The organism is Actinomycetes bacterium (assembly GCA_036510875.1).
In the GTDB taxonomy this organism is placed as follows: Bacteria; Actinomycetota; Actinomycetes; order Prado026; family Prado026; genus DATCDE01.
Window position 1 is genome coordinate 1 of the sequence record DATCDE010000156.1, and the last position, 12,669, is coordinate 12,669.

The following is a 12,669-nucleotide window of genomic DNA, read 5'->3' on the forward strand; positions in this document are numbered from 1 at the left end:
CGCGGTGGCGCCGCAGCGGCTCGTCGCTGACCTGGTCCCGCCGCCGCGCTTCGACGCGGTGCGGTTCGCGACCTACCTGCCGGACCCGCGCGAGCAGACCCAGGCCGCTGCGGTCGCGGGGCTGTCCGCGTTCAGTGCCCGGATCGCGGTCCCGGCGCGGAGTGCCGGCGGGCTGCGCCGGAGGCTGCGCCGGGCAGCACCGCCCGAGCAGCGGGCCGGCGTGTACCTCGACGGCGGGTTCGGGGTGGGCAAGACTCACCTGCTCGCGTCGGTCTGGCACGAGGCGCCGCAGCCCAAGGCGTTCGGCACGTTCGTGGAGTACACCCACCTGGTGGGCGCGCTGGGCTTCCAGGCAGCGGTGACGGCGCTGTCCGGGCACCGGCTGGTCTGCATCGACGAGTTCGAGCTGGACGACCCCGGTGACACGGTGCTCATGTCCACGCTGCTCGACCGGCTGGTCGGCGCCGGCGTACATCTGGCCGCCACCTCCAACACGCTGCCCGGCGCGCTGGGGGAGGGCCGCTTCGCCGCGGACGACTTCCTCCGGGAGATCCAGGGGCTGGCCGCCCACTTCGACGTGCTGCGCATCGACGGCGAGGACTTCCGGCACCGGGGCCTGCCGCAGCCGCCTCCGCCGCTGACCGAGGACGACGTGCGCGCGGCCGCCGAGCGCACGCCGGGCGCCACGCTGGACGATTTCGGCGGCGTGCTGAGGCACCTGAGCACCGTGCACCCAAGCCGCTACGGCGCCCTGCTGGACGGGGTTCGGGCGGTCTGCCTCACTGGCCTCCGCCCGGTGCCGGACCAGAACGCGGCGCTGCGGCTGGTGGTGCTGGCCGACCGGCTGTACGACCGCGACGTGCCGGTGCTGGCCGCGGGCACGTCGCTGGACCAGCTGTTCCCGGCCGACATGCTGGCCGGGGGGTATCGCAAGAAGTACCACCGAGCCATCTCCCGGCTGGTGGCCCTGGCCCGCGAGGGCGAGGGGATCGACCCGCCCGAGCTCAGCCGCTGACCCGGACGACGGCCACGGACTCCGGGGCCAGCCCGACAGCGGCGGCCGCCAGCCGCGGCGCCGAGCTGGCCAGCAGGACCTCAGCAGGGGCCGCGTCCAGCGGCACCACCCGTTCCTGCCCGGACAAGTTGGCCGCGACGCGGAGACTCCCGCGGGTCACCACGAGCCACTGGTGCGCCTCGGAGTGGGCCACCGCCACCCGGTCCAGCCGAGCGTCGCGCAGGTCCGGCTCGGCCCGGCGCAGGGCGAGCAGGGCGCGGTACCAGCCCAGCACCGAGGCGTGCGGCTCGCGCGCCGGCTCGGCCCAGTCCAGCACCGAGGCCGCGAACGTGGCCGGGTCCTGCGGGTCGGGCACGGCGTCGCCCCAGCCGTGCGCTGCGAACTCCCGTCGACGGCCTTGAGTGACCGCCTGGCCGAGGGCGGGGTCCGGGAACGAGCTGAAGAACGCCCACGGGGTGCCGGCCGCCCACTCCTCTCCCATGAACAGCATCGGGGTGAACGGGCTGGTGAGCACGAGCGTTGAGGCCACCCGCAGCAGCCCGGGGGAGAGCGCCGCCGAGATCCGGCCGCCGGCGGCCCGGTTGCCCACTTGGTCGTGCGTCTGCAGTGCGACGACGAAGCGCTGGCCGGGCACCGCCGCGCGGTCCACCGGCCTTCCGTGGTGCCGGCCGCGGAACGACGACCAGGTGCCGTCGTGGAAGTACGCCCCGGCCAGCGTCTTCGCCACGGCGGCCAGCGAGCCGAAGTCCGCGTAGTAGCCCTGCCGCTCGCCGGTGACGGCGGCGTGCACGGCGTGGTGCACGTCGTCGTCCCACTGGGCGGTCAGCCCGAGTCCGTGCTCGGTGCGGGGCAGCACCGCCCGCGGGTCGTTGCGGTCGGTCTCGGCGACCAGGGACAATGGCCGGCCGAGCACCGCGGCCAGCTGGTCGACGTGGGCGGCCAGCTCCTCCAGGAGGGTCAGCGCCCGCTCGTCGGACAGCGCGTGGACGGCGTCCAGCCGCAAACCGTCGAGGTGGAAGTCGCGCAGCCACGACTCGGCGTTGTCCAGTAGGAAGGCCCGGGTGCTGTCCGAGCCGGGCTGGTCGAGGTTGACCGCGTCGCCCCAGGGCGTGCGGTGGGCGTCGGTGAAGTAGGGGCCGAACCGGGCCAGGTAGTTCCCGCTGGGGCCGAGGTGGTTGTAGACGACGTCCAGCAGGACGCCCAGGCCCCGGCGGTGGCAGGCATCGACGAACCGCTTGAGCGCGTCCGGGCCGCCGTACGGCTCGTGCACCGCCCACAGCGCGACCCCGTCGTAGCCCCAGCCGTGGCGGCCTTCGAAGGCGGCCAGCGGCATCAGCTCGACGAGGTCCACCCCCAGCTCGACGAGGTGGTCCAGCCGGTCGACCGCGGCGTCCAGGGTGCCCCCGGGGGTGAACGTGCCCACGTGCAGCTCGTAGACCACCGACCCGGCCAGCGGGCGCCCGGGCCACTTCTGGTCGGTCCACGCGAACCGGCCGTGGTCGTACGCGCGGGCCAGGCCGTGCACGCCGTCCGGCAGCCACAGCGCCCGTGGGTCCGGCAGCGGGTCACCGCCGTCCAGCCGGAACCCGTAGGCATCGCCGTGTCTGAGATCGGGCTCGGCCGACCACCAGCCGTCGGCCGTGGGCCGCATCGGCTCGCAGCGGGTGCCCAGGTCCATGTCGACGGCCGAGGCGAGCGGGGCCCAGAGATCGAGCCTCACCAGTCACGGTCGCGGGTGCCGAGGGTGAACGGGAGGACGAGGAGGGCAGCCACGACCACCTGAGTGGCAAAGGTCAGCCAGAACCCCCACCCGAGCTTCGACCCGACGGCCAGGCCCACACCGGCACCGACCAGCCCGATGAGCAGGGTGAGCAGGCAGCCCACCGGCCGGTAGCCGCGGACCAGCAGCCGGCCGAGCCCGCCGACGACGATCGCTGCGAACAGGCCGGAGAACAGGCCGTTGATGTCCATGCGCTCAGCCTTCCTGGTCGTGGGAGCGGGGGACGAGCACGGCGACCGGCAGGCTCGCGAGCAGGTCCGCGACCCGGACGGTTCCGCCAGGCACCGGTCGGTCGGCCATCAGCTCGGTCCAGTCGCCGTCCGGCAGGTGCAGTCGTGCGTCTCCCCAGCCGCCGGCGCGGGCCAGCCCCACCGGCAGCCGGGTGGCGAGCAGTACGGCCTCGCCGCGGGCGAACGCGACGCCGTGCCCGGCCCGCTCGCCGTCCAGGGTGAGTGCGCGGTAGCCGGAGTCGGGGCCGAACCAGTGCGACCGGTCGCGGCGCAGCCGCAGCAGCCGGGAGGTGACCAGCAGCTTGGCCCGGTCCAGGCCGTCCGTGGTCTCCAAGTCGCCGACAGGGGCGCCGTCGTCGAGGGCCGACAGCAGCTCGCGGCGGCGCCCGTAGTCGACCGGACGCCGGTTGTCCGGGTCCACCAAGGACAGGTCGTGCAGCTCGTTGCCCTGGTAGACGTCGGGCACCCCCGGCATGCCCAGCTGGACCAGCTTCTGGCCCAGGGTGTTCACCGCTGCCGGCAACGCGATGCTGGCCACCAGCTCCTCGAGGCTGGAGACCAGACCCGGGTGTTCGAGCACCGCGGCGACGAATCCGGCCACCGCCTTCTCCACGTCCTCGTCCGGCTGCTGCCAGGAGGTGACCAGCCGGGCCTCGCGCATGGCCTTGGTCAGGTACGGGGCCAGCCGCTCGGCACTGACCGGCCAGGCGCCCACCAGGGTCTGCCACAGCAGGTTCTCGGTGACGCCGTCCGGGACGCCCGTCCCGGGACGCAGCGACGCGCTCAGCTGCTGCCATGTGCCGACCGTCTCAGCCCATGCCTCCGGCACCTCGGAGAGCACCGCGAGCCGCGCCCGCACGTCCTCCGACCGCTTGGTGTCGTGGGTGGACAGCGTGGTCATGGTCCCCGGCCAGCCGGCCGCCTGTCGCTCGCAGGCGCGGTGGAAGTCCGCTGGCGAGACGCCGAAGCCGGCCGGGTCGCCGCCGACCTCGTTGAGTGCGGCGAGCGGGGCCCAGCGGTAGAAGGCGGTGTCCTCGACCCCCTTGGCCATGACCGGCCCGCAGGTCTGCTGGAACCGGACGACGAACTCGTCGCGCCTGCGGTCGCGGCCCAGTCGGCCCAGGGCCAGCGCGAGCACCAGGTCGACCTCCGCGGCCCGCTCGGGCGCCCGCTCCCGGGCCACCGTTGCGGCCCGCTCGAGCAGCTCGACCGAGGCGGGTGGCGGCTGCTCCCCGGGGACGACGTAGGCGCGGTACACCGGCAGCGCCACGATGAGCTCCTCCAGCGCCGTCCGGACCCCGGCCCTGGTGTGGTCGCGCAGCCGCACGTCATCGGCGCAGACAGCGGCCGCCAGCTCGACCAGACGGCTGACCTCGGCACTCAGCGAGGTGGTGGCCACCAGCCGCTTGGCGTCCTCCTCGACGGCGGCCAGGTCGTCGGGGAGCCCGGTCAGCCGCTGGTGCAGCGCCCGCAGCGGCGCGGCTCCTGCCGGGTCCACGAACAGCCCGCCGACCCGGCGCAGCGCGTCGTACCCGGTGGTCCCGGCGCAGTCCCAGTCCTCGGGAAGCTCCTCGCCGTCCTGCAGGATCTTCTCCACCACGACCCAGGAGCCTCGAGTGGCCCCGGCCAGCCGCTCCAGGTAGGTGCGGGGGTCGGCCAGGCCGTCCGGGTGGTCCACGCGCAGCCCGTCCAGCTTGCCCTCGTTGACCAGCGCCAGCAGCAGCGCGTGGCTCTCGGCGAACACCGCGGGGTTCTCCACCCGGACGGCGGCCAGCGTGTCAACGTCGAAGAACCGGCGGTAGTTGAGCTCCTCGTCGCCGACCCGCCAGTACGCCAGCCGGTAGAACTGCTCGTCCAGCAGCTGCGGCAGTGGTAGGTCGGCGGTACCGGGCCGGACGGGGAACACGTGCTCGTGGTACCGGACGACCGGTTCCGGCCCGTCGCGGTCCACGGTGATCTCGACGGCGTCCAGGCAGTCACCGATGCGCTGGCCGAGCACCGGCAGCAGCAGGGCGCTCTGCTGGGCCGCCCAGTCGACGTCGAACCAGTCGGCGTAGAGGGACGCCGGACCGTCCCGAAGCACCGACCAGAGCACCACGTTGAGCGAGGCGGGGGTGGGCACCGCCATGTGATTGGGCACGACGTCGGCGACCACGCCCAGGCCGAGCGAGTCCAGCCGGCCGGCCATGCCGTCGTACGCCTGGGCGCCGCCGAGCTCCTCGGACAGGCGGCTGTGGTCGACCACGTCGTAGCCGTGCGGCGAGCCGGGCACCGCCTGGAGGACGGGGGACAGGTAGGCGTGCGAGACGCCCAGCGCTGCCAGATAGTCGGCCAGCTCGGCGACCTGCACGAAGCCGAACCCGGACCGCAGCTGCAGCCGGTAGGTGGCGGTGGGCAGCGGCCGGCCGCGCGAGGGCAGCCGCCACCGGGTCGGCTGGTGGGGCGTCGCTGCGGCGTCGTCGCTCACAGCTGCCGCCGGAACAGCTGCATCGAGCGGGCCTCAACCTGCACCTGGCCGCTCGCGGGCACGGGTGGGGAGTCGCCCTCGTCCGGCGACGCGGTGTCGAACTCGCGCAGCCACGAGGTCGCGTAGCGGGGCCCGGGCAGCTGGAACTCGAGGTCCTCGTGGTGGGCGTTGAACAGCAGCAGGAACGAGTCGTCCCGGACCGCGCGGCCGCTCAGATCCGGGCTGGAGATGGCGTCGCCGTTGAGGAAGACCGCCAGCGACTTCGCGTAGCCGTTGTTCCAGTCCTCATCAGTCATGATCTCCCCGCTCGGGCGGAACCAGGCGATGTCGCCGAGCTCGCCGCCTCGCGGGGAGACCCCCTCGAAGAACCGTCGCCGCCGGAACACCGGGTGCTCGCGGCGAAGCTTGGCCAACCGGTGGGTGAAGTCGCGCCTGGCCCAGTGCTCGCCGGCGTCCGACCAGTCCACCCAGCTGACCGGGTTGTCCTGGCAGTAGCCGTTGTTGTTGCCGCCCTGGGTGCGACCCAGCTCGTCACCGTGCAACAGCATGGGTATCCCCTGGGACAGCAACAGGGTGGCCATCAGGTTGCGCTTCTGCTTCTCGCGCAGCGCCAGGATGCCCAGCTCGTCGGTGGCGCCCTCCGCCCCGCAGTTCCAGGACCGGTTGTGGCTCTCGCCGTCCCGGTTCTCCTCGCCGTTGGCGTCGTTGTGCTTGTCGTTGTAGGACACCAGGTCGTGCAGGGTGAACCCGTCGTGGGCGGTCACGAAGTTGATCGACGCGTACGGGTTGCGACCGGAGGACTGGTACAGGTCGCTGGAGCCGGTGAACCGGGAGGCGAACTCGGCCAGCGTGGCCGCCTCGCCCCGCCAGAAGTCGCGGACGGTGTCGCGGAACTTGCCGTTCCACTCGGTCCACAGCGGCGGGAAGTTGCCCACCTGGTAGCCGCCCTCGCCGATGTCCCACGGCTCGGCGATCAGCTTGACCTGCGAGACGACCGGATCCTGCTGGACCAGGTCGAAGAACGCCGAGAGCCGGTCCACCTCGTGGAACTGGCGGGCCAGGGTGGCAGCGAGGTCGAACCGGAACCCGTCGACGTGCATGTCCTGGACCCAGTACCGCAGCGAGTCCATGATCAGCTGCAGCACGTGCGGGCTGCGCATGAGCAGGCTGTTCCCGGTGCCCGTGGTGTCCATGTAGTACCGCGGGTCGGAGTCCACCAGCCGGTAGTACGACGCGTTGTCGATGCCGCGGAAGGACAGCGTCGGCCCCATCTCGCTGCCCTCGGCGGTGTGGTTGTAGACGACGTCCAGGATCACCTCGATGCCCGCCGCGTGCAGCGAGCGGACCATCGCCTTGAACTCCTGCACCTGTTGGCCGCGTTGGCCATAGGCGGCGTAGCCGTTGTGCGGGGCAAAGAACCCGATGGTGTTGTAGCCCCAGTAGTTGGACAGCCCACGTTCGACCAGGTGGTGGTCCTGGACGAACTGGTGGACCGGCATGAGCTCGACCGCGGTCACCCCGAGGGAGCGGAAGTGGTCGATCATTACCGGGTGGCCCAGCGCCAAGTAGGTGCCGCGGATCTCGCGGGGCAGCTCAGGGTGGGTCATTGTCAGCCCCTTGACGTGGGCCTCGTAGATGACCGTCTCGTGGTACGGCCGGCGCGGGTGCCGGTCCTCCTGCCAGTCGAAGAACGGGTTGATGACCACCGACTTCATGGCGTGCCGGCCGCTGTTCTTGAGGTTGCGCTTGCCCGGGTCGGTGAACCGGTAGCCGAACAGCGCCTCGTCCCAGTCCGGCTGGCCCTCGATGGCCTTGGCGTACGGGTCCAGCAGCAACTTGGCCGGATTGCAGCGGTGTCCGTGCTCGGGCGCGTACGGCCCGCTGACCCGGAAACCGTAGCGCTGGCCCGGGTGCACGGTGGGCAGGTAGCTGTGCCAGATGAAGCCGTCCAGCTCAGTGAGTGGCACCCGTCGCTCGCGTCCGCGCTCGTCGAACAGGCACAGCTCGACGCTGGTGGCCACCTCGGAGAACAGCGCGAAGTTCGTGCCGGCACCGTCGAAGGTCGCGCCGAGTGGGTACGGGGTTCCGGGCCACACCTGCATGAAACCGCCTTCCGGGAAGGGTCCGGGTGCGATCCTGGCACGGTTCGTGCCTGGCCCCTACTCGAGCGACGGTGTGGCCCTGGCCACGATCGACTCCGTGTCGGTACCCCGCGGGAGCGTGCCGAAACCCATCCCGGCGTCGCCGGCGAGTCGGCTGGCGCAGAACGCGTCGGCCACCGCGGGCGGGGCATAGCGGGCCAGCAGGGAGCCCTGGAGGACCAGTGCCATCCGCTCGACCAGCCGCCGGGCCCGGTGCTCGAGGTCGTCGAGGTCGGCCAGAGACTGCAGCACGTCGGTGACCGCCTGATCCAGCCGTCGGTCCGCACCACGAGCGAGGCCGATCTCGGCCAGGAAGGCGTCCAGCGCCGCTGGCTCTCGCTGCAGCGCGCGCAGCACGTCGAGGGCGACCACGTTGCCGGACCCCTCCCACACCGCGTTGACCGGAGCCTCCCGGTACAGCCGGGGCATTCCGGACTCCTCGACGTAGCCGTTGCCGCCGAGGCACTCCAGCGCCTCGCCGACCAGCGCGGGCGTCCGCTTGGTCACCCAGTACTTGGCCACCGGGACGGCGAGCCGCCGGAACGCGTCCTCGCCGTCGTCGACCGCGGCGGCCAGCCGGATGCCCAGCGCGGTGGCGGCCTCGGACTCCACGGCCAGGTCAGCCAGCACGTTGGCCATCAGCGGCTGGTCGGCCAGCCGGCGGCCGAAGGCACGGCGGTGGGCCGCGTGGTGGGTGCCCTGCGCCACCGCCTGCCGCATGAGCGCGGCGCTGCCCAGCACGCAGTCCAGCCGGGTCGCGGCCACCATCTCGACGATGGTCCGCACCCCGCGGCCCTCGTCGCCGAGCCGGCGGGCCAGGGTGCCGTCCAGCTCGATCTCGGCGGAGGCGTTGGACCGGTTGCCCAGCTTGTCCTTCAGCCGCTGAAGCCGGAACGTGTTGCGGGTGCCGTCCGGCAGCACGCGGGGCAGCACGAAGCAGGTCAGCCCGCCGGGGGTCTGGGCCAGCGTCAGGAACACGTCGCTCATCGGGGCGGAGCAGAACCACTTGTGGCCGGTGAGCCGGTACTCGCCGTCCGTCCCGGTGGGCTCGGCCACGGTGGTGTTCGCCCGGACGTCGGACCCGCCCTGCTTCTCGGTCATCGCCATGCCGGCGATGCAGCCTGGTTTGGCCGCCGGGTCGCCCAGCGTGGCGTCGTACCCCCGCCGGGCCAGCCGAGGGACCCACTCGTCGGTGAGCCGGGGGTCGGCCCGAAGCGCCGGGACCGCGGCGTAGGTCATCGACACCGGGCAGCCGTGACCGGCCTCGGCTTGGCTCCAGACGAGGAAGCCGGCCGCCCGGGTGACGTGGGCGCCCTTCTGCTCGGACACCCACGGGGCGGCGTGCAGCCCGTGCGCCGTGGCCGTGGCCATCAGCTCGTGCCACGCGGGGTGGAACTCGACCTCGTCGATGCGGTGGCCGTACCGGTCGTGGCTGCGCAGGACCGGTGGGTTGTCGTTGGCCAGCCGGCCCAGCCGCTGCGCGTGGGCCGAGCCGGCCAGCCGGCCCAGCTCGCCCAGCGGCTCGGCGGACTCGGCGCTGCCGTGGCGCTGCACCGCCTCGCACAGTGCAGCGTCAGCGCCGAACACGTCATAGCCCTCCAGCGGAGGTGCCTGGTTGAAGACCTCGTGTGTCGTTGCCATGCCTCGATCACACCACTTGGCGGGGCCGATATCCCGTGGACCGGCAAGGTTCGACGCCCTACCGTCGAAGGCGTGGTGGACGACGTGAGGGGGCTGCGGGCCCTCGGTTGGGACGAGCGGTGGGCCGAGGCGGCCGCGGCGTTCCCAGCGGACCTGGTCCCCGCCCGGGTGGTCGGGGTGGACCGTGCGGCGTGCGACGTGCTGGCCGAGGGCGGCGTGCTGCGGGTGACCTTCGGCGGCGACCTGCTCGAGGAGATCGCCGAGGACCCCGTCGCCGGGCCCTGCACGGGGGACTGGGCGCTGGTCCGGCGTTGGCCGGACCGCCGGGAGACGGCCGAGTGGCTGCTGCCCCGTCGGACGGCGGTGGTGCGCGCCTCCGCGTCGCGGACGTCGTACGGGCAGGTCCTCGCCGCCAATGTCGACGTGGTGGTCGTGGTGGCGTCGCTGTCGGTCGAACCGGACCTCGGCCGCATCGAGCGGCTGCTGGCCCTGGCCTGGGAGAGCGGGGCCCAGCCGGCCGTCGTCCTGACCAAGGCCGATCTGGTGACCGACGCGGCCGACATCGCAGCGGAGGTGGCCGGCGCGGCCCCCGGCGTGCCGGTGCTGGTCGTGAGCGCGGTCACGGGGGAGGGGATGTCGGAGGTCGCGGACCTCGCTGACCCCGACCGGACGCTGGCGCTGCTGGGGCAGTCGGGGGTCGGCAAGTCGACCCTGGTGAACGCGCTGCTTGGCACGGACCGGCAGGCCGTGTTCGACATCGGGCAGGCCGGGAAGGGCCGTCACACCACGGTCCGCCGTGAGCTGGTGGCCCTGCCGGGCGCTGGCCTGCTCATCGACACCCCCGGCCTCCGTGGGGTTGGTCTCATGGACGTCGAGGAGGGGCTCGAGCAGGTCTTCCAGGACATCGAGGCGCTGGCCGCGCACTGCCGCTTCAGCGACTGCTCGCACGCCACGGAGCCCGGCTGTGCGGTGCTCCAGGCAGTCGACGAGGGCGAGCTACCGGTTCGACGCCTGGAGTCCTGGCGCAAGCTGGGGCGCGAGGCCCGTTGGATGGCGGGTCGCGCGGATGCCAGGATCCGGCTGGCCGAGAAGGCGCGCTGGAAGGCGATCCACAAGTCGGCGCGCCAAGCCGGGGTGATTCGTCCCTAGCCGGCTTGATGTTATCCGGTGCTACGAGTGCGGGGCGACGTGGAAGGGGTCGCGGGCAGGCGGCGGGTAGAGCTGGGCGCGCGGCACGGTGGCGAGGCTGAGCCCGACGCTGGCGAGCGCCTCGTCGCACACCCGCTCGACGTCCCAGCCGTCGTCGACGCCGCGCTGGGTGATGGTGACCTTGTAGATGGTGATCTCGTGCCGCCCCGGCTGGCCGTAGACGACGGCTATCGAGCCGAGCAGCCGGGCGGCACCGCGGTCGTCCACGCCGTCCCAGGGGGCGTCGTAGCGCTGCCAGAGCGAGGCCGTCGGCAGCCACTGGCCCCCGGCATCCACGCTGTTGTTCTGCATCCAGGCCAGGACGTCGGCCGCGGTCCGCTCGTTCAGGATCGCCGCCGGGCGGATGACCTCGCTGGCGGCGACTGAGAAGACTCCCACCGGGCAGCCTTCGACAGGTCCGGCGGCCCACTTGAGGTCGTCCGGGGGGTCAGATGGGGGGGACCAGCGCGCCGTCGCGGACCAGACCGAGCCGTTGCTCCACGACGTGAGCGATGCGGATCAGGACCGCCTCGCTGCCGGCCGGGCCGAACACGGCGAGACCGACCGGCAGGCCGTGGACGAGCCCCATGGGCACGGACAGCAGCGGGTAGCCGGCGATCGCGGGCAGCGTGGTGACCTGGCCGCCGGTCATCTGGTCGCCGTTGACCTGGTCGATCTTCCAGGCGGGGGAGTAGGCGGGCGCCACGAACGCTTGCAGAGCATGCTGGGCCACCGCCGCGTCGATGCCTTCGGCGCCGGCCCGGCGCCGGCCCCGCTCGAGGGCGGTCAGGTAGGCCGGGTCGTCGAGCCCTCCCAGCCGCTCGGCCTGCTCGAAGAACTCCTGGCCGAACCAGGCCAGCTCGGTGCCCGCGTTGACCTGGTTGAACGCGATCAGCTCGGCGAGGTCGCGTGGCGTGCCTTCCGGACGACCGGCCAGGTAGGCGGACAGGTCCTGCTTGAGCTCGTGCAGCAGCACGGTGAGCTCGTCGTCCCCGGCGTCGTACGACGGGAAGGTGGGCAGGTCCGCGGGGTCTACAAGGGTCGCGCCAGCGGCGGACAGCAGCCCCAGGGCGCGCTCGGCGACCGCGTCGGTCCCGACGTGCGCGCCGAAGGACGCCCGCGCGACACCGATGCGGAAGCCGTTCAGGCCCTCGGCTGCCGCCTCGACGGTGCACGCATCGACGAAACCGGACCGGCCGGAGAGCACCTCGAGCAGGGCCGCGGCGTCATGCACGCTGCGGGCCATCGGGCCCGCGGCGTCCTGGCTGTGCGCGATCGGCACGATCCCGGCGCCCGGCAGCAGGCCGACCGTCGGCTTGATGCCGACCACGCCGTTGAGTGAGGCGGGGCACACGATCGAGCCATCGGTCTCGGTCCCGACGGCGAGCGGTGTCAACTCCGCGGCCACGGCAACCCCGGAGCCGGACGACGAACCGCCCGGGCTGCGGCTGGTGTCCCACGGGTTGACGGTCTGGCCGCCGCGCGCGCTCCACCCGCTGGAGGAGTGCGGGGACCGGAGGTTGGCCCACTCGCTGAGGTTCGTCTTGCCGAGCAGCACCAGCCCGGCCGCTCGCAGCCGGGCGACGACCGGAGCGTCGGCGAGCGGACGGTTCGCGGTCAGTGCCAGGGACCCCGCGGTCGTGAGCATGCGGTCTGCGGTGTCGATGTTGTCCTTCACCAGGACCGCGACGCCGTGCAGCGGACCGCGCACCCGACCGTCATGGCGTTCCTCGTCGAGCGCGTCGGCGACCTCCCGGGCATCCGGGTTGGTCTCGATCACCGAGCGCAGGGTTGGGCCGGCGGCGTCGACGGAGGCGATCCGGTCGAGCAGCCGGTCGACCTGCTCGGCGGCCGTGGGGGTGGGACTGGCCATGAGGCTCACCTTGGCATGACTGGCCGAGCGGAGCGTCGACCGGCCCGTGGTCAGCCGACCGCGGCGGCTTGCGCCTGCGTGAGAACGGCGTCCGGTTCACGTGGGGCGAGCGGGTCGACTGACTCGCTGGCCGCCTTGGGTGCGGCTGGGGAGCAGCAGTGCCGCACCGGCCAGGAAGCAGAGCGCGCCGCCCAGCGTCCCGAGGTTGGACCACCGGGCGCTGAGCAGCTGGTTGGTGGTGGGGTCCAGGTAGGCGCCGATCGCGGACAGGCCGAACAGCACGGAGCCGAGCAGGTTCAGTGCGGCGATACTCCAGGAGCGGCCTCGGACGTGG

Annotated in this window: 10 protein-coding genes; 2 read left to right on the top strand and 8 right to left on the bottom strand. The window is 73.0% G+C overall.

Annotated elements, in window-relative coordinates; genetic code table 11:
• Positions 1-4 precede the first annotated feature (4 nt).
• On the top strand, positions 5-1,015 hold the full coding sequence (zapE, locus tag VIM19_09100) for a cell division protein ZapE (protein ID HEY5185037.1): 1,011 nt from the start codon (positions 5-7) through the stop codon (positions 1,013-1,015).
• Here the strand turns inward: zapE and treZ are convergent.
• The 5 genes from treZ to VIM19_09125 are packed head-to-tail and all read right to left on the bottom strand — an operon-like array spanning position 1,005 to position 9,274.
• Positions 1,005-2,738 carry a malto-oligosyltrehalose trehalohydrolase gene (gene treZ / locus VIM19_09105; GenBank protein HEY5185038.1) on the bottom strand — a complete coding sequence of 578 codons (1,734 nt, stop codon included), beginning with the start codon at positions 2,736-2,738 and terminating at the stop codon, positions 1,005-1,007. The two genes, zapE and treZ, sit on opposite strands and share 11 nt — an antisense overlap.
• Positions 2,732-2,986, bottom strand: coding sequence for a GlsB/YeaQ/YmgE family stress response membrane protein (locus tag VIM19_09110; protein HEY5185039.1), 255 nt, complete (start codon positions 2,984-2,986; stop codon positions 2,732-2,734). The genes treZ and VIM19_09110 overlap by 7 nt, the downstream gene beginning before the upstream one ends.
• Positions 2,987-2,990: 4 nt before the next feature.
• Entirely contained in the window at positions 2,991-5,492 is a 2,502-nt protein-coding gene (treY, locus tag VIM19_09115; protein ID HEY5185040.1) for a malto-oligosyltrehalose synthase, read from the bottom strand.
• Complete coding sequence (glgX, locus tag VIM19_09120) at positions 5,489-7,594, bottom strand: glycogen debranching protein GlgX (GenBank protein HEY5185041.1); 2,106 nt, start codon at positions 7,592-7,594, stop codon at positions 5,489-5,491. Before glgX ends, treY begins: the two co-directional genes overlap by 4 nt.
• 57 nt (positions 7,595-7,651) lie before the next feature.
• Positions 7,652-9,274, bottom strand: a complete 1,623-nt coding sequence (locus VIM19_09125; GenBank protein HEY5185042.1) for an isovaleryl-CoA dehydrogenase — start codon at positions 9,272-9,274, stop codon at positions 7,652-7,654.
• A gap of 72 nt (positions 9,275-9,346) precedes the next feature.
• Here VIM19_09125 and rsgA point away from each other — a divergent pair, with 72 nt between their 5' ends.
• The gene (gene rsgA / locus VIM19_09130) at positions 9,347-10,423 is read left to right on the top strand and encodes a ribosome small subunit-dependent GTPase A (protein HEY5185043.1); all 1,077 of its coding nucleotides are present in this window, start codon (positions 9,347-9,349) and stop codon (positions 10,421-10,423) included.
• A 21-nt stretch (positions 10,424-10,444) separates the two neighbouring features.
• Here the strand turns inward: rsgA and VIM19_09135 are convergent, their stop codons facing one another.
• From VIM19_09135 to VIM19_09145, 3 genes are all read right to left on the bottom strand, one after another.
• Entirely contained in the window at positions 10,445-10,861 is a 417-nt protein-coding gene (locus tag VIM19_09135; protein HEY5185044.1) for a hypothetical protein, read from the bottom strand.
• A gap of 49 nt (positions 10,862-10,910) precedes the next feature.
• Positions 10,911-12,344: an amidase gene (locus VIM19_09140; GenBank protein HEY5185045.1), complete on the bottom strand. Its 1,434-nt coding sequence runs from the start codon at positions 12,342-12,344 to the stop codon at positions 10,911-10,913.
• A gap of 87 nt (positions 12,345-12,431) precedes the next feature.
• On the bottom strand, positions 12,432-12,669 hold a 238-nt coding region (locus VIM19_09145), incomplete at its 5' end, for a hypothetical protein (protein ID HEY5185046.1).

Coding starts and splice junctions, on each gene's coding strand:
- glgX (HEY5185041.1), bottom strand. CDS start 7,594: ATGCAGGTGTGGCCCGGAACCCCGTACCCACTCGGCGCGACCTTCGAC.
- VIM19_09110 (HEY5185039.1), bottom strand. CDS start 2,986: ATGGACATCAACGGCCTGTTCTCCGGCCTGTTCGCAGCGATCGTCGTC.
- VIM19_09125 (HEY5185042.1), bottom strand. CDS start 9,274: ATGGCAACGACACACGAGGTCTTCAACCAGGCACCTCCGCTGGAGGGC.